Source organism: Aeromonas veronii, from assembly GCA_041319085.1.
Taxonomy (GTDB): Bacteria; Pseudomonadota; Gammaproteobacteria; order Enterobacterales; family Aeromonadaceae; genus Aeromonas; species Aeromonas veronii_F.
The window spans coordinates 3233301-3255788 of the sequence record CP101033.1 but is presented as its reverse complement, the minus strand read 5'-3'; the positions used below and the strand labels follow the sequence as shown (position 1 = coordinate 3255788).

Annotated in this window: 17 protein-coding genes and 1 pseudogene; 10 read left to right on the top strand and 8 right to left on the bottom strand. The window is 54.7% G+C overall.

What is annotated here, in order from left to right:
• Positions 1-11 precede the first annotated feature (11 nt).
• The gene (locus NMD14_15330; GenBank protein ID XEI32116.1) at positions 12-983 is read right to left on the bottom strand and encodes a ChaN family lipoprotein; all 972 of its coding nucleotides are present in this window, start codon (positions 981-983) and stop codon (positions 12-14) included.
• Between the two features lie 192 nt (positions 984-1175).
• Between NMD14_15330 and NMD14_15325 the strand changes: the two genes are divergently transcribed.
• The 6 genes and pseudogenes from NMD14_15325 (at position 1176) to NMD14_15300 (ending at position 8295) form a co-directional block, all read left to right on the top strand.
• Positions 1176-3281 carry a TonB-dependent hemoglobin/transferrin/lactoferrin family receptor gene (locus NMD14_15325; GenBank protein ID XEI32115.1) on the top strand — a complete coding sequence of 702 codons (2106 nt, stop codon included), beginning with the start codon at positions 1176-1178 and terminating at the stop codon, positions 3279-3281.
• A 290-nt stretch (positions 3282-3571) separates the two neighbouring features.
• Positions 3572-4705 (top strand): 3-phenylpropionate MFS transporter, encoded by a 1134-nt coding sequence (locus tag NMD14_15320; GenBank protein ID XEI32114.1) that lies wholly within the window; start codon positions 3572-3574, stop codon positions 4703-4705.
• Positions 4706-5069: 364 nt separating this feature from the next.
• A complete protein-coding gene (locus NMD14_15315; protein ID XEI32113.1) occupies positions 5070-6068 on the top strand; it encodes a TRAP transporter substrate-binding protein in 999 nt (332 codons plus the stop codon).
• A gap of 55 nt (positions 6069-6123) precedes the next feature.
• Positions 6124-6651 (top strand): TRAP transporter small permease, encoded by a 528-nt coding sequence (locus tag NMD14_15310; GenBank protein ID XEI32112.1) that lies wholly within the window; start codon positions 6124-6126, stop codon positions 6649-6651.
• Position 6652: 1 nt separating this feature from the next.
• Entirely contained in the window at positions 6653-7954 is a 1302-nt protein-coding gene (locus tag NMD14_15305) for a TRAP transporter large permease (GenBank protein XEI32111.1), read from the top strand.
• Between the two features lie 106 nt (positions 7955-8060).
• Positions 8061-8295 (top strand): annotated as a pseudogene (locus NMD14_15300) (transposase).
• A gap of 241 nt (positions 8296-8536) precedes the next feature.
• Here NMD14_15300 and NMD14_15295 read toward each other — a convergent pair.
• Positions 8537-8968, bottom strand: a complete 432-nt coding sequence (locus tag NMD14_15295; protein ID XEI32110.1) for a hypothetical protein — start codon at positions 8966-8968, stop codon at positions 8537-8539.
• 271 nt (positions 8969-9239) lie between these two features.
• Here NMD14_15295 and NMD14_15290 point away from each other — a divergent pair, with 271 nt between their 5' ends.
• Positions 9240-10268: a Fic family protein gene (locus NMD14_15290; GenBank protein ID XEI32109.1), complete on the top strand. Its 1029-nt coding sequence runs from the start codon at positions 9240-9242 to the stop codon at positions 10266-10268.
• Between the two features lie 289 nt (positions 10269-10557).
• On the opposite strand, the gene NMD14_15285 is transcribed toward NMD14_15290, so the two are convergent.
• Positions 10558-11481 (bottom strand): WYL domain-containing protein, encoded by a 924-nt coding sequence (locus NMD14_15285; GenBank protein ID XEI32108.1) that lies wholly within the window; start codon positions 11479-11481, stop codon positions 10558-10560.
• A 390-nt stretch (positions 11482-11871) separates the two neighbouring features.
• Here NMD14_15285 and NMD14_15280 point away from each other — a divergent pair, with 390 nt between their 5' ends.
• Positions 11872-12510, top strand: coding sequence for an ADP-ribosylglycohydrolase (locus tag NMD14_15280; protein XEI32107.1), 639 nt, complete (start codon positions 11872-11874; stop codon positions 12508-12510).
• Positions 12511-12633: 123 nt separating this feature from the next.
• A complete protein-coding gene (locus tag NMD14_15275; protein XEI32106.1) occupies positions 12634-13359 on the top strand; it encodes a transposase in 726 nt (241 codons plus the stop codon).
• Between the two features lie 210 nt (positions 13360-13569).
• Here the strand turns inward: NMD14_15275 and NMD14_15270 are convergent, their stop codons facing one another.
• The 5 genes from NMD14_15270 to NMD14_15250 form a co-directional block, all read right to left on the bottom strand.
• A complete protein-coding gene (locus NMD14_15270) occupies positions 13570-15612 on the bottom strand; it encodes a DUF262 domain-containing HNH endonuclease family protein (protein ID XEI32105.1) in 2043 nt (680 codons plus the stop codon).
• Complete coding sequence (locus NMD14_15265; GenBank protein ID XEI32104.1) at positions 15605-17104, bottom strand: DUF262 domain-containing protein; 1500 nt, start codon at positions 17102-17104, stop codon at positions 15605-15607. The genes NMD14_15270 and NMD14_15265 overlap by 8 nt, the downstream gene beginning before the upstream one ends.
• A 595-nt stretch (positions 17105-17699) precedes the next feature.
• Positions 17700-18218, bottom strand: coding sequence for a hypothetical protein (locus tag NMD14_15260; protein XEI32103.1), 519 nt, complete (start codon positions 18216-18218; stop codon positions 17700-17702).
• Positions 18219-19321: 1103 nt separating this feature from the next.
• The gene (locus NMD14_15255) at positions 19322-20272 is read right to left on the bottom strand and encodes an IS1595 family transposase (GenBank protein ID XEI32102.1); all 951 of its coding nucleotides are present in this window, start codon (positions 20270-20272) and stop codon (positions 19322-19324) included.
• Positions 20273-20315: 43 nt separating this feature from the next.
• Complete coding sequence (locus NMD14_15250) at positions 20316-21269, bottom strand: IS1595 family transposase (GenBank protein XEI32101.1); 954 nt, start codon at positions 21267-21269, stop codon at positions 20316-20318.
• Between the two features lie 524 nt (positions 21270-21793).
• On the opposite strand from NMD14_15250, the gene NMD14_15245 reads away from it, so the two are divergent.
• Entirely contained in the window at positions 21794-22450 is a 657-nt protein-coding gene (locus NMD14_15245) for a HEPN domain-containing protein (GenBank protein XEI32100.1), read from the top strand.
• Positions 22451-22488: the final 38 nt, after the last annotated feature.

Here is a 22488-nt window from a genome sequence, read left to right as displayed (position 1 = left end):
TTCCTGAAAGATTAGGGTTGCAGCCACTGGCTGCAGTCACGACTGCGGGATTGATGCAGCGCGCCCATATCTTGCTTCATCTCGTCACTGTTTTGCCAGCGCTTAGGCAGCGGCATGATGGTTACCTGCACATCGGCTGCGCGATCTGCAACAGAGGTCTCATCTGTGCGGGGGACGACCAGCGCCACCTTGAGGGCTGGATTGCGGCTGGCGATGCGACTGGCGAGCCCAAGCCCCCCCTCGACGTGGAAATTGCCGGCGATATGCATGATCTGCTGGCCCGGGTGCTTGGCGAGATAATCCACCATGCTCTCGGCCATGGTGTCGTCCCAGCTGGTCTGGGCGGCGAAGCGGCGGGTGTTGCTGTCGGCGTCGCCGTGATGCATGGAAGCCATAAACTTCTGGCGATAGGGGTCATCCCCCAGCGTCAGTTGGCGGGCCAGCTGGCTGCGGCGCGACGCGGGCAGTTTGTCGAGCCACTCAGCCCCCTCCTGACCGACGCAACTCACCAGCGGTTTGGGGGCGTTGGCGGCGATCACCGGCATCTGGTGCGCTTTGGCAAACTCCACCAGCGGGCGGTAGTCACTCGGATAGTTGGGCCAGGCGTTGCCTGCGCGGATCAAGGCCGCTTCACCAATCTGGTTCGCCAGATAGGCATCCAGCGTCTTCTGATCGGCGCGGCTGAACTGCTCCATGGAGAGGGCCAATGGCCGCCCGTGCTGCTGACCGGCGCTGTAGAGCCCGCTCAGCAGGCGCGATTGCAACAGATGCACGGCGGGATGGCTGTGCAGCTCACCCACCAGAATGATGTCGGCGTCGGCAATGCGCGCGATCGCCTGCTCCAGCGTCAAGTCTGCGTCTCCCTCGCCGCTTAGCCGGTAGTCATAGAGCGTCTGCAACTGTGATGACACGGTCGGTTGGGTGGGGGTGGCACAGGCTGCCAGCAGCAGCGGCAGGGCGAGCAGGGGACGTCGTCTAATCATGGGATCTCACGGCTTATATGCCCGGATGCCGGTGCATCTCGGGGGCTAATAGAGAATAAGGGCAACACAGGGCGACAGTGTAAAACCAATTTGGTTCAAAACAAATGAGAATGATTTCGTTTCTTGTTGATCTTTGTCGAGAGCCGGGTAATATGCGGCCTGTTTGATAACAGTTCTCAATAAGGATTCGCTGTGACCCATCATAACGCACTCTCTCTGGTTGCCCTCGCCGTGGCGGCCGGTCTCTCCTCCCAGGTCTTTGCTGCCACCCAGAAGGCGGATGAAGTCTTGGTCGTCAGCGGCTCACGGATGGAGCAAAAACTGGAAGATGTCTCCGGCCCCATCTCGGTGATCACCGCCAAGCAGATTGAAGAGCAGGTCGTCACCAATGTCGCCGATCTGTTCCGCTACGAACCCGGTGTGACCGTGCTCGGCGGTCAGGGTGATGCCCAGACCTTCGTCATCCGCGGCATGGGTGAAAACCGGGTCAAGGTGGTGCGCGACGGCGTGCGCCAGAACGATGCCTACAGCAAGGGCGGTGTCGGTCAGAGCTACTTCGATACCGACATGATCAAACAGGTGGAAGTGGCCAAGGGGCCGGCGTCTGCCGCCTACGGTTCCGATGCGCTGGGTGGCGTGATTGCCATCACCACCAAGGATGCCAGCGATTTCCTCAAGGGCAAGGATAGCTATCTGGATGTGACCAGCGGTTACGCCTCCAGCAGCCACCAGAAGATGGCGGGCTTTACCGGCGCCCTGCGCACTGGTGAAGTGGAGAACCTGCTGCGCTACACCTGGCGCGATGGTGGGGTGACCCAGAATTTCGACTCCAGCAAGAACGAATTCGATATCGGTACCCACGCCCTGCTGCTCAAGAGCAAGTGGAACCTCTCCGATGAGCAGTTCCTCAAGCTGACCGTTGACTACCTGACCGATGGCGAGGAGCCGGATGCGGTCAAGCTCAACAAGGTCGGTACTGGCACCGCCCGCGTCTTTGATCAGCCCATCACCGACAAGCAGACCGACAACCTCTCTGTGGTGCTGGATCACGGCATTGCGCTGAATCAAGGCTGGGCCGATCGGATGGATAGCAAGGTCTACTTCGCCCGCACCAAGCAGACGCTGGATCAGTACGCCTCATCCAAATATCCGGTCAGCCCCGGCAACCCCTATGTGACCAAAAACTCGCTGGATCACAACGTGTTCGATCAGCAGAACATCGGCGCCCAGCTGCAGTTCCACAAAGCGGTCGCCAATCACCGTCTGGCCTGGGGGGTTGAATACGAGCACACCGACAACGAGCGTACCCGTTACAAGGGGCCGACCACTCCCGGTGATTTTGTCGGCTACAACGAGCTGAGTTTCCCGGCTACCACCAGCGAGCGCAGCGCCCTGTGGGCCTTTGACGAGATCAAGTTTGGCGAGCGCTGGGTACTGACCCCGGGTGCCCGTTATGACTACTACCGGATGACCCCGGACAACGATCCGGCCTACACAGGCGACAAGCTGCACAAGTTCTCCGAAGGGGAGTTGTCACCCAAGCTGGGTCTGGTGTTTAAGGCGCACGAGGCGGCCAACCTGTTCGCCCAGTACAGCCACGGCTTCAAGGCCCCCATGTATGACAGCGCCTTCTCCACCCTGAACCATCAGGCCTATGGCTACCGTATCGAGCCTAACCCGAACCTCAATCCGGAGAGCAGCGACGGCATCGATCTCGGTGTACGTGGCAACAGCCACGGCTTCAGCTATGAAGTCGCCAGCTTCTACAACAAGTTCGACGACTTCATCGAAATGGTGGAAGTGGGCAAAGAGGGGCGCACCGCCGTCTACCAGTACCAGAACCTGAGCAAGGCGACCACCAAGGGGGTCGAAGCCAAGGCGGATTACTGGCTCAACGACATCGTCAATGTCTGGGGCAACCTCGCCTACATCGAAGGCAAGGATGGGGATGGCAACTACATCAACAGCCTGAGCCCGCTGAACGGCTCGGTCGGTGTGCGTCTGGAACAGTCCCAATGGAACTTTAACACCGCGCTGCGCTTTGCCGACGATATGGACAAAGTACGTAAAGACAGCACAGGCAAGGATTACGTGAAGAGCGCCGGTTGGGGTGTGGTGGATATGTACGCCCAGTTCAAGCCGATGACCGATCTGCAGCTCAACGTCGGGGTCTTCAACCTGTTTGACAAGGAGTACACCAGCTACGAGCGCATCGCCGGTCGTGCCGAAGGCTCCGATAACAGCCTGATGACCGAACCGGGCCGCAACCTGAGTGCACGGGTCAAATACGTATTCTAAAGAGCAAACAACAGACGCAGATGATCAAAGGGGCTTCGGCCCCTTTTTTGCGGCCGCCATGTTGTGACGATGGCGCAGGGCGGATGTTGGCCTAAAAAAAGAAACCCGCCATGGGCGGGTGGAAGGATTGCAACACTAACCAGGAGGAGGTGTTACCAAGTAGACTCGGCTCCTTCGCTAATAGTTCAATTTTATTGAAGTTTTTTCGTTTTTTGCACAGGGTTTCCATCGGGATCTGTGGGGGCTGATGGGTTATCATTCTGCTCCCGTCATCCGGTTACAGAGGATCTATGCCCGCGTTTTCCTGGTTAGCGCTCTTTTTCGGCGCCTTCTATTTTGTCTACGGCGCTTACTTGCCGTTCTGGTCGCTCTGGCTGGAGGGGGTGGGCGTCAGCGCCGAGATGATTGGTCTGCTGCTGGGGGCGGGGATGGCGATCCGCTTTGCCGGCAACCTGATGGTGATGGGACAGATCAAGGGAGCGGGTCATCTGCTGCCGATTACCCGATTGCTCTCCCTGCTCAGTCTGCTGGCCTTTCTCGGCTTCTATCTCAGTCATCACCTCTGGTGGCTGGTGGGCTTGACCCTGCTGGCGAACTTTATCTATCCGACCCTGATGCCGGTGGGAGAGGCGCTGGCGACCCGCATGGTGGTGCAGGCCCACCTCGATTACGGCAAGGTGCGGCTGTGCGGTTCCTTTGCCTTTATCGTCGCCTCGACGCTGGTGGGGGCGTTGGTGGGCAACTTCGGTAGCGAGTGGATTTTGCACACCATGGTGGCGGGGCTGGTGCTGATGCTGCTACTCAGCTGGCTGCCGCTCTATCCTGCACCGCAAGATAGTCAGGGCGAGCGCGCCAAGGCGTCCTTGCTGGCGACCCTGCGCAGCGCTCCAGTGCGCCGTTTCCTGCTGCTGACCGCCCTGCTTCAGGGGAGCCACGCCGCCTATTACGGTTTCAGCGCCATCTACTGGAAGGCGCAAGGGTATAGCGGCACCATCATCGGCTATCTCTGGGCGCTCGGGGTGGTGGCGGAGATCTGCATGTTCGCCGCCGACAAGCGTTTCTTGCAGCGCTTTGGCGCCCAGAGTCTCTTTATCGCCGGTGCCATCGGTTGTGTGGTGCGCTGGGTATTGCTGGGTGCCTCGACCGAGCTGTGGGTGCTGGTACTGGGGCAGTTGCTCCACTCGGTGACGTTCGGTATGAGTCATCTGGGGGCGGTGCGTTTTATGACTCGCCAGCTGCCCGCCGAGCAGTTGATCCCGACCCAGGCGCTCTATGCGGCCCTTGGCCTTGGCATGACGGTGGCGGCCCTGATGGCGGTTTGTGGCGTGCTGTTCGAGCCCCTCGGCGGCGGCATCTTCTTCCTGATGGTGCTGGTGGTGTTGCCGGTGTTCTTCCTGCGGCTGCGCCCCTTTGCGCCTGGCTAATCTGGCACGTTTGGTCCGCATCTTCCTTCGATTCACATCCCAATACCGCGGTGAGTGAGGCAACGCTGGGCAACAATCCGGCAGGGAGTTAAAGGGAAACGGCGACACCGGCCAGTGAGTGAGATAGGGACTGGTTCGCACCGTCCCTCATCGACAGGAGAGGATTTGGCGTAGTGGTTGAATGATCGCTGGATATATTAATTTAATTTGGTGATGCGGATCGAAAAAATTAAAACAATGTTTCCTTATGTTTGTTGCTTGTGATTTTTTTCACATTTCGCGTGGTCGAGTAGCTATAAGCTGGCCACCAATCGATGACCAGTGAATTGTCGAGCAACCAAATAAACATGTTGAGGGAACATCCATGAATATGAAGAAGATTGCCGCCAGCGTTCTGTTTGCCCTGCCGCTCACCCTGACCGGTTTTGCCGCTCAGGCCATGGAGAGCGTCACGCTCAAGCTGGCCCACAATCTGGACACCAGCCACGTGGTACACCAGACCTGGGTCAAGATGGCCAAGGATCTGAGCGATGCTACCGGTGGCAAGATGAAGATCCGCATCTATCCGGGCGGCCAGATGGGTGGCCCGCGTGAGACGCTGGAGCTGCTGCAAAACGGTGCCCTCGACATGACCAAGGCCATGGCCAACGAGCTGGAAGCCTTTACCCCGGCTTACTCCATTTTCAGCCTGCCTTACCTGTTCAAAAACGATGAGCACTTCAAGGCTGTTATCCACGGTGAGATTGGCAACCAGATGATGGAAGAGACCAAGTCCAAGGGCTTCTTCCCGATTGGTGCCTATGTGGGGGGAACCCGCAGCTTCTACGCCAAGAAGGCCATCACCTCGCCGGCTGACATGAAAGGGATGAAGATCCGCGTGATCACCACCCCGACCACCATCAAGTTCATCGAGCTGCTCGGTGCCTCGCCGGTGTCGATTCCGTTTGGTGAGGTTTACACCGCCCTGCAGCAGGGGGTGATTGATGGCGCCGAGAACAACGAGCCCTCCTTCGTGCAGACCCGTCATGTAGAGGTGACCAAGTTCTTCACCGAAAACCAGCACACTTCCATGCCCGACTATCTGGTCATTTCCGACAAGAGCTGGAACAAGCTCTCCCAGGAGCAGCGTGATGCGCTGACCAAGGTGGTGAAGAGTTCCGAGCAGGAGCAAGAGACCATGTGGAACACGCTGGTGAGCGAGACCAGAAAGCAGGCCGAGCAGCAGGGTGCAACCTTTATCAATGTGGATAAGGAGCCGTTCCGCCAGGCACTCAAGCCGCTGTATGACGAGTTCAAGCATGATCCGGTCAAGGGCCCCTGGATCACCAAGGTGGAGGAGGCGGGCGCCAACATCACCCTGTAATGGATAAGCAGAGAAGGGCGGCCAAGGCCGCCCTTTGTTGTACAAGGAAGAGATCATGAATATCGAGACATTTAAGAAACCCATCGACCGCCTGCTGGCCGGTTTTACCATCACAGTCATGGCGCTGCTGGTGGTCTGCGTGGTGTGGCAGGTGTTTAGCCGCTACGTGCTGCAAAAGCCCAGTACCATGACCGACGAGATCGCCCGTTTCAGCATGATCTGGGTCGGCCTGTTTGGCGCCGCCTATGCCGTCGGTCAGCGTCGCCATCTCTCTATCGATCTGTTTACCGCCAATCTCAAAGGAACACGGCGGGTGATCAATCTGCTGTTCGTTGACGGTTGCGTGCTGCTCTTTTCGGCCAGCGCCATGGTGTGGGGCGGACTGACGCTGGTGACCAAGGTCTACTCGACCGGTCAGCTGTCACCGGCGATGCAGATGCCGATGGCCTATGTCTATGTGGTCTTGCCGCTCAGCGGTCTGATTATCTGTTACTACAGCGTGCTGTTTGTGCTGCAGACCATCAGTGAGCAGTTGCTCACTCGCAGCCACAGCGCGGCCGTTATTGCCGAGGAGGGTCGTTAATATGGATTGGACTATTGCTCTGGTGATGTTCGGCTCGTTCTTTGTGCTGGTGTTTGCCGGCGTGCCGATCTCGTTCTCTATCGGCCTGGCTACCCTGGCTGCCGGTGTCATGATGTTGCCGCTCGAAACCATTCTCGCCGTGATTGGCCAGAAGATGGCCACCGGCCTGGATAGCTTCTCCCTGCTCGCTATTCCGTTTTTCTTTTTGGCAGGCTCCTTGATGAACTCGGGCGGTATTGCCCAGCGCCTGATTAACTTCTCCCAGGTGCTGGTCGGGCGGATGCCGGGATCGCTCGGTCATGTCAACGTGATGGCCAACATGATGTTTGGCTCCATCTCCGGCTCGGCGGTGGCGGCTGCGGTGGCGGTCGGTGGCACCATGGCACCGATGCAGAAAAAGGCGGGTTACGATCCGGCTTACTCTGCGGCCATCAATGTCACCTCCTGCATCTCGGGGCTGCTGATCCCGCCCTCTAATGTGCTGATCATCTATGCCCTCACTGCGGGCGGCATTTCGGTGGCCACCCTGTTTATGGCCGGCTATGTGCCGGGTATCCTGATGGGGCTGTCGGTCATGGTCGTGGGCGGCATTATCGCCAAGCGCCGTGGTTATCCGGTGGCCGAGCGGCCGACCTTGCGCGTGGTGCTCACCTCCTTCTGGGATGCGCTGCCCAGCCTGATGCTGGTGGTGGTGGTGATGGGCGGTATCCTCGGTGGCGTGTTTACCGCGACCGAAGCCTCGGCCATCGCCGTGGTCTACACCTTTATCCTCTCGGTGCTGGTGTATCGCCAGGTGAAGCTGGCCGATCTTCCGCGCATCCTGCTCGACTCGGTGATCACCACCGCCATCGTGCTGCTGCTGATCGGTATCTCGGTCGGGATGTCGTGGGCCATGACCAACGCTGATATTCCCTACACCATCAGCGAAGGGCTGATGGCGGTATCGGATAACCCGATTGTCATTCTGCTTATCATCAACGTGATCCTGCTGGTGGTCGGTATCTTTATGGACATGACCCCGGCGGTGCTGATCTTCACGCCGATCTTCCTGCCGATCGTCACTGACCTTGGGATGGACCCGGTGCACTTTGGCATCATGATGGTGTTCAACCTCTGTATCGGGCTGTGCACGCCGCCAGTGGGCAGCGCCCTGTTTGTCGGTTGCTCGGTGTCGGGGGTGAAAATCCAGTCACTGATCCGTCCCATGCTGCCGTTCTTCCTGGTGCTGCTGGCTTCGCTGATCGCGGTCACCTATGTGCCGTCGCTCAGCCTGTTCCTGCCGGGACTGTTTGGCATGCACTAATGTGAACGTGATACGTGATGGTGTACGACGACAAAGGGGAGCCAAGGCTCCTCTTTGTCGTGATAACACATCCCCTCGGCCGGCAGCATCTCAGTGACCTGGCACTCGGGACTGGGCGTGGCAGGGGGGGATAGAGCTAAATATATCCACCCGGGAAACCCGCAGCAGAATGCCTGCATGGAGCGGTTTAACCGCACGGTGCGTTGGGCCATTACCTGTTTGAGTCACTGAATGAGTTACAAGAGTTTGCCACGAACTGGCTGTGGGTTTATAACCATGAGCGGCCCAATATGGCGCTGGGTGGCTACACGCCGAAACAACGCCTGGCACAGGCCACATGACCTCTACAAAGAGGCCTCTGAGGTTATCAAAGCCATGTATGTCGGCAAGCGGTTGCCCGATGAGTTTTGCAAACAGGGTGCTTCAAATTCCATCAAATATACCTGGTCGTGATGGTTTTTCATGTTGTTCGCCAGACCCTATCATTTCGAATCGGATTCATATTGTGTCAAGGCTCCCTGCATGTTGGGAGCCTTTATTATTTCCATCTCTCTTGGCCGATCGTGCCTCTCGGCGTCAGGGTTAATGCGGCATCACTTGCAGATCCGCACTCTTAAGCTTGAAGGTGCAGCCTTGCTGGATGAGCTCCTCCCGGTTTGCCAGCACCAGCGGGTAGAGTAGCGGATGCTGCTGGTGATCGCCGTTATAGCTCACCTGCATTCGCTCCAGCGCGTAATGCATCAGTGGGATGCGCTGACTGATCAACAGCTTGCCATTTGGCATGGCGTAATCGCTGGCGATGATGGCTTGTTGCCCTTCACTGAGGCCCGGGTTAGGGATGACCACGGCGGTGACCCGGGTGTTCCACTCAAGATCCTGCTCTCGGCCATGAGGGGAGGCATCCAGCAGATCCGGCTCCCCACGAAATCGGCTCATCACAAAGTCCAGATATTCCCCCTTCTTCTCGCAGTAGGCGCGCACATGCCAGCGGATCCCGTCATAGACCTGGGTCAAGACAGAGATTGAGCCCGGCCCACATTGGTGATTTATTTAGCAGGAAAGCAGAAACATGAAACGATATTTGAAAGTGGGTGATCGCTGCAAACAGTGTGATACCCCTCGGGTAGACATTAGCCATGAGACACTACTCGAGATTCAACGTGAGCTTCGCCCATCGATTAAATCAATTCCTACTGCAGTTTTACATGGCATCTGATCCGGGAGTTTCTGCTCCCGGATCTGTTAAGCTAACCCTCATTTGTTATCGCATCAGTTGGAGTAACCCATGGCAGCCTATTCCCCTCCCTTCACCCTGACCCACGCCATGTTGAGTCGAGTGGCGGAGATCGCCGAGTTGGTGGGGCAGTGGCGGTTTACTCAGAGCTCTCAGGTGCCGATGCTGCGTCGAGAGAACCGGATCCGCACTATCCAAGCCTCCTTGGCTATAGAGCACAATACCCTGAGTGTCGAGCAGGTGACGGCAGTGATTGAGGGGAAGACGGTGCTTGGGCTTCCACGGGAAATCCAAGAGGTCCGTAATGCGTTTGCGGCCTATGAAGCAATGCCTGATTGGGATCCTACTTCCGCTGATGATCTACTCGGTGCTCACGGACTCCTGATGCGTGGACTCTGCGATGATGCGGGTCACTGGCGTAGCGGTGGCGTAGGTATATATCGAGGCGAGCAGTTGGTGCATATGGCTCCCCCTGCGAACCAGGTCCCTCGTCTGATGGGACAGCTATTGACTTGGCTGGCTGAGACCGAGGCTCATCCGCTGATCGCTTCCTGTGCCTTGCATTATGAGTTGGAGTTTATTCACCCCTTTGCGGATGGAAATGGTCGGATGGGGCGGTTATGGCAGACAGTGATCTTGAGTCGCTGGCAGCCTGTAATGGCCTTCTTGCCAGTGGAGACGGTGATCAAGGCTCGGCAGGAGCACTACTATCAGCAGCTAAGTCAGGCTGATAGTCGCAGTGATTGTACCGAGTTCATCCTCTTTTTACTGGAAGCTCTGCGCGATGCGCTGGCCCAAGCGATTGCAATTCAACCAGCAGTAGTATCACCTCATCAGGAGAAAATGCGGGTAGAAATGAAGGTTGAAACGCAGGTAGAAAAACGGGTGAAAACACCGCAGGCCATCTTGGCGGAATTGGCGGCTGAGCCGACCATAACGCTCAAGCAAGTTGCAGAGCGGATTGGCAAGTCGACTAGTACCGTGGAGAGGGCTGTTGCCGTGCTGGTCAAAGACGGGCGATTACGTTTTGTTGGGCCGCGTAAGAGCGGACGTTGGGAGGTATTGGATCCTGACGTGTAACCATCTAGCCTCGCAGCTAACCGACTCAGGGCTACCTCGCCACCGGCAGGTCTTCCATGCCTGCCGATGGTATATGGACGCCATCATACTGTTTTTGAGCCTAGGCGCAGGTCTTTAACTGGCAAGTTACCCCTTTGGATTTCTTTAAAAACTATCCACTTACTGAAGTGGGGAGCAAGGGCCAGAACTACATCTGGTGATCGTATCTGGCCATCTTCAACATCCCATAAACGAAGTCTAACTTTTCTTCAGTCGGTTCATCGTCTCGCAGCCAGTGTATGCGTCAGGGTTAATGCGGAATCACTTGCAGATCCGCACTCTTAAGCTTGAAGGTGCAGCCTTGCTGGATGAGCTCCTCCCGGTTTGCCAGCACCAGCGGGTAGAGTAGCGGATGCTGCTGGTGATCGCCGTTATAGCTCACCTGCATTCGCTCCAGCGCGTAATGCATCAGTGGGATGCGCTGACTGATCAACAGCTTGCCATCTGGCATGGCGTAATCGCTGGCGATGATGGCTTGTTGCCCTTCACTGAGGCCCGGGTTAGGGATGACCACGGCGGTGACCCGGGTGTTCCACTCAAGATCCTGCTCTCGGCCATGAGGGGAGGCATCCAGCAGATCCGGCTCCCCACGAAAACGACTCATCACAAAGTCCAGATATTCCCCCTTTTTCTCGCAGTAGGCGCGCACATGCCAGCGGATCCCGTCATAGACCAGGGTGTGGGGCACAATGTTGCGGCCACTCTGCTCCGCTGAGCTGAGCGACACGTAATCGACATCGACCCGCAGCTGACCGCGCGCAGCTTGTACTAGACCCCGGACAATCTTGGGGTCGATATGGCGGTTGGGCACATCCAGGATCTCGATATGGCCGTAGCGCAGATCCATCAGCGGCAGGGTCAACAGCCCCGCTTCATGTTGGCGTTGATGCTGTTTTTCACGGTGCAACAGCATCAGGTACTCATCTACTTTGCCCTCACTAAAGCGCGGCACAAATTGCTCGGTGGGTTTGTATCCCTTCAGGCTTCGGTCATAGACCAACCCTTCCGGTGAATAGTGGGTCAGGTAGTGATTGATATCCCGTGATGCTTGTTGGCGGCCGATATTGAAGGCAGTCATCAGGTGATTGGTGGTCAGCCGTCCTTCCCACTGCAACACGATTTCTAGCAGACGAAAACGCAGGGTCTGATCCCAAGTGAGCTCTTTGGGGGTCATATGTGCTCCAAAATGCGACATGTGTATGTAACCAGTATCGGCATGAGTATACAGGCGACATATAATGAGTCCATCGAAATGAGCGCCAAAGGAGCATCTCATGAACGGGAAGCTGGATAGTGCATACAGCCATCATGCCGGATGCAGCCGCGTGGTATTGCTCCCGAGCTGGTGGAGCTGCTGTTGAGCATCAGACGTTCTGCTTATCACCAAGGGCGCGAGCTGGTTTATCTCGACCTGAGAGGGTTGGCGATGTTGCAAACCGGCGGCAGGTTGTCTGCGCAGTTTTGCCAGCGTCTACGCCGTCATTATCTAGTCCTGCAAGACTGCGAGATTGTTACCGTCGGTCATAAAACCACTCACTTCAAACGTGATCGTCACTGAGGCGCTATGAACTCAAGACTGTTATCGGATCAGGCGGCCATGCCCCTGATCAGGGGGATCTGTTGCCTGCTGTCAGCCGAGCGAGTCACGGCGCTGACCTCTTTCCTCGCCAAAGGCTCGTTTCACCAGGAGGGTGATACTGCACAGCTGGCGGTGGTGACGGCATTGGCTCTCCATATTGAGCAACATCGGCTGGATCGCACTTCACAACCCATCTACCAGGGGCGTGAGCAACTGATGGCGGGGGCTGCCGATTTGCTGGGGGAGGGGGCCAGCTTTGAAGATCAGGATGCATTCCGCCTGTTGGCTTTACTGCTCGATAAGTTACTGCGGGGAGGGCGCGGCGGCCGTCAGGCCAAGCTGGATGGGCTCACGGTAAGCGTCATAGAGCAGCGGGCGCTGGCAGCCACATCTCTGAATAGCGGCGCCGTGGTGCGGGGCTGCTGGCGGCGCAAATCACGCAATCAGCTGGGCCATGCCAGCTGGCTGGATGTGGTAGAAGCAGCCCTCTGGTGCTTCTGGCATAGTGATGATCTGGCCAGCGGCGAGATATTGCTTGCCGCATTGCGGGGCAGGGATGAGCGAGTGCGATTGGTTTATGGTCTGCTGTCTGGCGCTTTCTATCTGTCAGATCGGACGGATTGAAGAGGCAGGGCTGTCGTTACCCTGCCATCTTGTGTCCGGTTAACCAGCCAGTTTAGGGAAGGTGCGAACAAGTCCTTGGTGTGAGATCATGACCCTCACTTGGTATCAGGGATGAGGTTCAGTATGAGTCACCTGCTCACCTTCGCGGATAGCGAGTTCAATGGCAAACGCCGTAAAACCCGCAAAGAGATATTCTTGGCCCGCATGGAGGATCTGCTCCCATGGGCGATGATGCAGGGGGTCATCGAACCGGTTAATCCCAAGGCCGGTAACGGGCGTCGTCCCTACCCACTCGACACCATGCTCCGCATTCACTGCATGCAGCAGTGGTACAACCTCAGCGACGGCGCCATGGAGGACGCCCTCTACGAGATAGCCTCAATGCGTCTGTTTGCCAAACTCTCCCTGGACCAGGCCATCCCTGACCGCACCACCATCATGAATTTCCGTCATCTGCTGGAGCAGCACCAACTGGCCCGTCAGTTCTTCGAGGCCGTCAACCAGTGGCTTGCTGACGCCGGATATCAGGGGGCGGAAAAACGTGAAGAACTGAACGATGTGAAGGTTGAGTGGGCGATTGCGATGCGACCTGGCAAGCTCGGGGTGCTCAAGAAGCATCCTCGAAAAAACAAGGCAGTCATTGCCGTTGAGAGGCTCAAATCCAGCATCCGCGCCAAGGTGGAGCACCCGTTTCGGATCATCAAATGCCAGTTTGGCTTTGTAAAGGCTCGATTCAAGGGGCTACGCAAAAACGACAACCAACTGGCAATGTTGTTTACGCTGGCGAACCTGTTTCGAGTGGACCAGATGATACGGGCATGGGATAGCTGTGCCCAAAAATCGAAATAAGCCTCTAAAATGGGGCGAAATATCACTTAAAAGCCCAATGTTTGCGGAAAGACATCCGAAGCTCGGAGTAATGAGCATTTCAAACGAGGGCAAGTTACTCATGATGAAGGTGCGACCCACTTGTTCGCACCTTCCCTAGATAGCCCTATCGCTGCACAAACAGATTGATCACACACGCCGGTGTGACCAGCTCAAGCTGGCCAACTGTATTCATGCGTTCTGGCTCTCCATCTTGCTAGCCTCGGTGGCCAATACCGTCATCATCTCTTTCTGATGAAAATCGATCTCATCTTCTCCCCATGCCTGGCGTTGCTGCATCAATTGCAGCATGGCATGGAGCTTCAGACTATCGATCTCGTTTCGCGCCAGACTGACCGCGAAATGTTCCTGTTTTTGCATGGGTTGGAAATTACTCAACCGCGAATTTTTGCTGTGACTGATCAGGCACAGATTGCCGAAAGCATGTAGCGCCGTATCCGCAATCTTTGGATATCCATCCATCGGGTGCTGCGGTGAAAAGTGCTCGACCGAGCTGCGGAACGTAAACTCGAAATTGCGCGTCACCACATCCTTGTTGGCGCCTGCCACCCAAAGCAGATAATCGAGATAATTGAACACAAAGTTATTCTCGATGACCCCGAATCGCAGCTTCTCGCTGATAGCCTGACGCCAGCATTCATCCCCAGCAGACGCTGTCAGCGCTGACACCTGTCCATACAGCATCTGGTAGTAAGAGGCCCCTTCGCCCGGCGCCAGGAAACGCTGGAACACAAAGCGGCGGGCCATGCTCTCCAGATAGTGCAGATACTCTCCCGCATCTAACCCTTGGTCACTGTGACAGGTATCAAACAGATAACGCAACGCGCCATTGAGCCAATGCTTGTAGACCAGAGTCGGCGTCGACACATGGAAAGCCGCAAGCAGCATCAGCAGTCGCCGGTTGATGCCGTCAAAGCCATCCTCGTTGTCATCAAAGGTATTGATATAGCTGACGCTCTCTTTGGAGTACCAATGCAACCGTTTCAGACTCCAGCCATCTTTGCCCTGGCTAAACTCGCGTTTGATGATGAACTGATCAAACAGGTATTTGCATTTGAGCAGCGCAAAAACAAAGTGCTGCACCCTGGCCACCGCATCGTCCTGCTTGAGCAGGCGCAACTCGAACTGCTCGATCATCTGTTTGTCATCCAGCGGCACGCCTTCGGTCTGCAACGGGTCCCGCCTGACCACGCGCAGCACATGCAGCAAGAAGTTGGAGAAGTTGATCACGCTGTTAAAGCGTTCACTGCCGGCACTCTCCTCTACTTGACTGCGCTCGCCGTCCAGCGTCACGTCCTGCAAGATGGCAGCCAGGGTTGGCGCCTGTTCGCGTCGCGTCAACGGATCAATGGCGGACGATGGAATCGACTCGCCCAGCAAGGCCAGCAGATGAGCAAAGTCGCGCGGGACAAACCGCCCCCAATCATCTTGACCAAACAGACGATGGCGCTGATCCGGGGTAAAGCCGTATTGCACATAGCGCTCCATATTGGCGCAAGCATCCCAGACCTGGGTCAGGGCATCGAGGCTCTGCTGGCGGCAGAGCGGATCGGCCATCCGGTTGAGCGTCTCCATCAACCGCGCCTTGATCACCTCATGCTTCTCCAATTGTTCGCCGCGATTGTTCATCGCCTCGAAGAAGTGGTTGAGATCGGTATCCTCTGGCACCTCGATGCGGGAGATTTGCACATGCTTGAAGAGGTAGTCGCAAAAAACCGTCAATCTGGTCCCAATTAAACCAAGAACAGCCAATGCCTTGCCAATGAGTTCAAAGCCGTCCACCAAACCGTCATTGAAGGTACTCCCACGCAAATCGTGGGGGGCATCACCTTTCCATAAACACTCGAAGGTGTGACTCGATATCGGGCGACTTTCAAAAGCAAGGTTGATAGCCTGATACCAACTCATATCCACCGCATCTTTCGCTTGGTGCTTTAGCCAATTGGCCAACAGAGAGAGGGTGGTAAAGCGTTGCTGGCCATCGATCACCTCATAACGACCATCATCACGCTTATGCACCACAAGCGTACCGATATAGTAGGTCTGTGGCTCACCCTGTCGCGATGACTTGGTCTGATAATCCAGCACATCTTGCAGCAACTGGGTGATCTCACCCTCGCCCCAGGCGTAATTACGCTGGTACATCGGCACCAGATAGCGGGCATGATCGCCCAGCAGTTGCCGGATGGAAAACGGACGCACAGCGTTAGGCATAGTACTTCATCTCCTTAAACAGCATGACCAGCTCATCATCACTGCCGTCACGATTATTCCTGTTTTCTGACGGGCTGAGGCTCGGCAACGGGAAGGCATGCAGGTCTGCCGGCAAGCGCGCATCACGAATCGCGCGGATCAGGTTGTGCTCCAGCACATAGTTATCGACGGTGGCAAGTTGAACCACCTGCTGGCGAATGCGACAGCGATAGGCCCAGATAAAACACTTCTCGATGGCCTGTGACAGCCCCGCGCAACCGAACTTGTCGAGATAGAAGATCAGGGCACAGTCAAACATGGCGCGTACATAACCATCGCCGGTGCGATAGCGGCGGGCATAGCTGTTGAGTGTGCTTAAAATGTGCTGTGCTTGTGGCGAAAGCTGCGCCCACTGTAATGTCCCGCGCTCGGCTGGTTGCGTCGCTACGGTGTGGTCAGCTGTGCTGGCCTCCGGCATCTGCGCTTTGACAATGTTGGCCACCTGCTTCTGGTAGTGTTCGGCCATCTCGAAAAAGCGCCGGCCATTGATGATCATCTGGTCGAGATGGAACGGGAATCGCATCCGCTGGCCATCAATCTTGCGCTGATACTGACTGTTATAGTCATCCACAAAGTGATGGGCGATACGCAGCGATTCGACGTACGGGAAATGGCCCACCTTGTCGAGGTTGACCCCTTTAAACAGATCCACATCGCCCTTGCCGAAATAACGCGCCGATTTCCCTTCGGCCCATTGCCTGACCCTGAAGAGATAGTCGGCAAACAACACGGCCAACTGATCGCTCGGCAGGCGCTCCCAATGCTCGACCGCTTCGGCCTTAAGATGCCCCTCTGCCTCGGGGAACTCGCGCAGATGGTAGGCCTTGAGCAGATCGTGCGGCGCCAGATCACGCCCGCGGGCGTTTTGCGAATCGAAGAACTGGAACGCCTCCGAGATATCCTTGAGCACAAAGCAGACCACCTGACAGTGATTGAGCAAGAAGTTGATCTGCGTTTCCGTGAACTCAGGCCGAGCCACCCATCGCCGCAGCGCCAGATAGTTTCGACGCAGATTCAGCGCCGAGTCCAGGCTAGGAAAGGATTGCCGGGCCATAAAGGCATTCACGGGGGCAGCCAGGTTAGCTAAATCCTTCTTAAGATCTTGGCGGTTGAAACGGCCCGCTTGCTGCGGGTCATCCAACAGCTCAAGCAGCGCCTTGACGGTCAACAGCAGGGTCAGGGTGCGCTGCTGGCCATCGACAATATCCAGCCAGCATTGGTGCGTCTGTTCATCCTGATGCTGATGAAACACCAAAGAGCCCAGCCGATAGGCCTTTTTGTCCTGTTGCTGGGCCAGATCGGTAAACAGATCGGCGATATGCTTCTCCCCCCAACGATATGGACGCTGGTAATGGGGGATCTGCAAATTCGGCAGTGCCAGCAAGCCTTTTACCGACAGCACCTGCTTGTCGATACCCTTAGGATTATGTGGTTGAGTCCTGTCCTGCGACATAGCTGTTGATGACTCATGGTTATGATGCATCTGTTGGAACATCCTCTGTGATCTCGGCTAAGGCGTACCTCAAAACCAACCGGCTAGTTTCGGGTACGCATCCACCGGCAATCTAGTTTTACTTTCTCATTATTTTCAAATTGATGCGTCTTCTTGCTACGGTTGGCCATGCATATTAGCTGTGGCCGCAGGCCAACATGGAGAAGCAGAAATTTTTCTTCTTGATAGCCATGGAGAGTCCGCTATTTTGACCTTTTAGTTCACCGCGCTTGTCATCATGAAAAAGTTGAAAGGCCACGATCGATAATAACGCCAGCAGCTTACCGATATGAACATGACCGGACTATACAATTACCACTTTTTGGCTATATGACATAGCCACCTGCCTATAGATGCGTCAGTTTTTGTTCGCGCTCATCGGAACATATTGCAGAGCGCGCTATGCGACACGGCAAGTAGTAATCATCGTTGATAGGGCAAGAATACGGATTACAGAGGGTGGATTCGATACTGAACATTTGCACATGTCGCATTTTCGAACAGGGCTTAGCGAAAGGCAGCTAAAACGTAATGCCCGTTTTAAATGCAACTCCGATCACGATGAGGGTGACCACCAGCGGGGTGTTCTGTACTGAAATTCAATCATCATGATCTTCGGGTCTTCCCGGTACTTTGTGATCCAATCATCACTCATCTTCCATCCCACACAGACTTGGCGTTTAGGATGAATCGACAGCAGATGATCCTTTGAGGTTATAAACACTTTGATGTCATCCTTGCAATCGACAACCAGAGCCAAATAAGGCTCGCAGTTGAACGCCCGGCAAGCCACATCCACCTTGTTAAAATGCTCGTTATCGATACTCAAGTAATGATTTTCTTTACCTGCATTACGCGATCTGGATTTAACTGAAATCCCCATTAGCTCGTTGGTATGCGGGTTTTTAGCCAAGATGTCGATTCCGGTGTGGTCAACAATGGTACATTCGAACCCGTATTTCGAAAGCCAGTACAGAACTAGGTTTTCTGCAAAATCCCCTGTAATTTTTGAGTGCCGGGTACTCTTGTTTACTTGCATAACACCTCGAATGTGACGCTCGACAACCAGCATCATTAAAGGCCATAGCCTGCTGTCTAACTTATATAATTTCTACGAACAACTCATTGATTTGTTGTTGTTTTAATCAGATCAGACCGCATCACGTCCAAATCCAGACGCCATCCCTGCCTTGAGGATGATGCAATAATCGAGTAAGTGGTTCATCTGCGTGAGCCAGTGCAGGATTCTCAAATTTCGATAACAACTCAGTATCCTGCACCTATTTTATCATTCAAATTTTTATACCAACTATACGTTTTAGCATTGTTATGCCACGGTCTAGAAATATCTTTTAATGTATGACCACTAAGGAAGAATGGCCTTATAAGTTAAGCCAAATCCAATATTGACCAACAAATCAACAGAATTTGTTATCGTACATATAGATTCACAGAATGCAAGCAAAATCATATCTACAAAGAAATGCAACCCTAAGAATTGAAAGATTGATCACAGTTAATAGCAGCACCAAGCCTACATCCGACATTCCGCACCTGATTGGGGATTTTTTTTCGGAGACGATGCCTACACGTTCACAGCAAATGACAACATCAAGGTATTGGCAATGGAGGCGTGACCAAAAGCTAAAATGCTCAGATTCATTCTTTCGCCCCCCATGAAATGATGCAAACCATTACCCAACAGAACATCTTTACGTAGCAAAGTGAGTGAAGTCACGAGTTTTCTCAATTCAATCCTGGCAGTGTGAGAATCATCACCATTTAAAATGCAAATATTAGGTGCGGAATGACGGCTACATGATTGTTGATTGCTTTTACATCAATATGGGTATCACTGCACACCATATAAACCTATAGCATTGGCATTGCGATAGCCAACCAGACTGGTAACCTCGAGGGTTTTAATACTTAATTTATAGGTGAGAAGTAAATCAAATTATTTAGCATCTACATAGCATCTCCCTTACATAACACCCCAAGGCATCTGGATAATGATGGTTGTTATCACTCGGATAAGACGGTCATCGCTTATGAACATCAGTGTTAGTGAACCAAGTGGCTTCTATGATTACGTTACTTTTTATTAACTGATGTCTGGCCAATATTGAAGCGTTTTTCGTCACTCTGAAGTCAGAGCGATGCTATAACAGAACCTGATTACCCATGACCCTCAGCCAGCTTCAAGAGTCGATATGGCATCGGAGGGCTTGCCACGACTGCATGCCCTAATTCAACCAACATGCTCTTGAGGTCAAAACGATGATTAAACCGGAAGCAGTATTCAGCAAGATGTCTCGGTAAATGCTTCGCTCCGAGCGTATGGCAACTGCCCCGCAGCGAGTTCTTCACATTCCCTATCATCGTGTTTACCCAGTTGAATGCCGGATGATCCAGCAAATCAAGGTTGCCCCCGGTGACAACACCCAGGTGCTCACAATTGGCCTCTTTGACCGCTTTGAAACAGGCCAATCCATCGGATATCACCGCGCTACCACTGGCAACATGCCGTTTTGCCCAATCCGCAATGGACTTGGTTTTGAAACCATCGACCACCGTCATCCGCATCTTGATTGGATGCCCTTCCTTATTCAGGGCCACTGCTGCCACAAATGGCGTCTTGCCTGCCGCGCCCCGACCCCGTTTGCCACCACGGCGCTCGCCACCCCAGTAGACATCATCGAGCTGAATGATGCCGCTGATGGGCTGCTTGTCATCGGACTCTTTCATGGCTTGCAGCAGCTTGTGCTTGAGCATCCAGGCGGTGTCATATTTGACGCCCAACTGGCGCTTTAGCTCCATCGCTGACAAGCCTGTTTTGGTCTGCAATAACAGGTGCATTGCCAGAAACCACTTGGTCAGAGGGAGCTTGGTGTTTGCGAAAATAGTGTTCCCAGTCAATGACATCTGGTGACGACAGTGATTGCATTGCAGCACGCGTGGCCGACTTTTCAGGTGACAACAGGTCTTGTTGGCGCACTCAGGACAGACGAAACCGTGTGGAAAACGCCAAGCGAGCAGCGCGTTTTCGCACTGCGTTTCAGTGCCATAGTCCTTGAAAAACTCAAACAGGCTGTAGCCTTTCTGGAATTGGACTTTGCTTTTGGCCATGATCTCGCACCTCAGTAACTGTACGTAAGAGGCGCTGTTCCCTTTACGTGTAGGTGAGCCGAGTGACTCCGCCAAGCAGCCATGAACAGGATGTATTCGGCTCCTGGTTCACCACTCGAAACCAAGCAAGGTAGTTTTCCAGGTAGTCTGTTCCTACTCCGTGAAATTTGGCCATCCATTCCCGCCAACGACTCACGTAGTTATTGAGGGTCTGGATGTGGAAAACATCATCTTCTACTCGATGATGAGCGCTGGCGATCAACCGCTTATGGATCACGCCCGGCGCGTTCTGTGCAATCGTGCTGTAACTTAGATTGCCATCCGTGCACAGGATTGTTCCCGCCGTGAGGAGTGGTTTTAGGGAAGGTTCGATTTGACTCAGGCTTTTATCTAACAACACAGCATCACTTTCTCGACCATATCGATCTAGCGCGATTAAGAGCGGGACCAAGGGTATATGCCCACGTTTTTTACCCTTCGCGCCCCGGCGCCTTGCTGGACGATCCAGATGACGTCGTCCCTTAAATGATTCGGCTACAAATACCTCATCGGCCTCTACGATCCCGGCCAATTGCTTGGCTCGAGTGGTCAGTGCGTAGCGCAGAAAGCGATGGCGCCAACGAAATGCGGTCTTCAGGTTGATGGCGCACTCTCTGGCAGCGGCTCGCAGCGACAACCCACGACTGAGGCAGTCAGCATAGGCAGCCCACTTGTGCTTGTGATGAAGCCCCGCCAAAGCAGAACCATCCAATTGATTGAATGTTTTGCCGCATGCCTTACAACGGAACCGCTGCTGACCACGAGCACGTCCCCAATGAATGACATGGGAGGAATTGCAACAGGGGCATGCTGCGACAGCCTCGCTCTGGTTTGCTAATGCCTGATGGAGTTGATCACGTTGCAGATGGTGACGAAGTTGTTCCTGGGCGCGTTCTAGTTGGATTGGGTCGAGCTGGGCAAAAGAACGCAGCATTGAGGAAAACGCTTGGCTGTCCATGGCAAGCTCCTTACTCAAATAACCTGAAATAAGTATAACGCTTGCCACCAATACGGCTCTGGAACAGCGCCACGTAAGATCAGTATAGTTCGTGGTGACTGCTGATCATGGGTAACCAGGAAAGCCAAAATGTGAGGCTGGAAACGGTTCACCGCCATGCAACGTGGTAGCCTTGGTCTCAATAGAAGAGTCTATTGGCAAGGATACCATGCCGGTCCCGATGGCGCCTGAAGCCTACACCTGTCCCCCACTGTGGCTGGCACAAGACGGTGATGTCGGCCAGTGACGTGCTCATCCGTAATCATCACTGGTTCGACGCCAGCCCCAGTTGCCAGCATCAACCGCTGGAAACCCGGCCTGCCAGCCTCACTGAGCAGATGATAAGTCGGGTCAAACGCATGATGGGAGCATCGGCTTAAACTTTGCCGCTTTTCATTAAGAAGTAAGTGCCGCCCCTGGTTGGTTATTTGCTTTCCACTTTACAGCCCCGCTCCGCCGGGGCGTTACCAACATGGAGAACATTGTTGAATTACGAGCAACTCAAGCAGCGTCACCGGACCTTGCGTGATAACTATCCCGTTAACCTGAATCTCAGAGCGCATCGTGCTCTGAGCTGGCTGCAGCGTGCCGAGTTGGCAGAAGACGAAGATGGGCGTTTTATTTTTCTCTGGATCGCCTTTAACGCCGCTTATGCCAGCGAGATTGACGAGCGCTGCCGTTTGTCCGAGCAGGCCACCTTCAAGGCTTTTCTTGAAAAACTGAGCGAACTCGACGAACGCAAGCAGATCGACAATCTGGTTTGGCAGGAGTTCTCAGGCAGTATCCGTGTTCTGCTCGATACGCCCTATGTCTTGCAAAGCTTCTGGGATTTTCACAGCGGCAAGATCACACAAAGCGAGTGGAAAGAGCGCTTGGCGCAAGGCAAGAAAACTGCCAGCCTGGCGCTCTCCAGTGGTAATACCCCGGTTCTGCTTGGTGTTGTTTTCAGTCGTCTTTATACCCTGCGCAATCAGTTGATGCATGGCGGTGCAACCTGGAATAGCACGATCAATCGCAAACAATTGCGTGACTGCGCGGGTCTGCTGAACAAGCTGGTCCCCCTTATCATCGAGCTGATGCTCGACAATCCCGATACCTTGTGGGGAGATGCCTGTTATCCGGTGGTGGAGATGGCCGGATAACGGTAGCATTCCAGCGGTTTCAGTCACCAGGCGTGGGC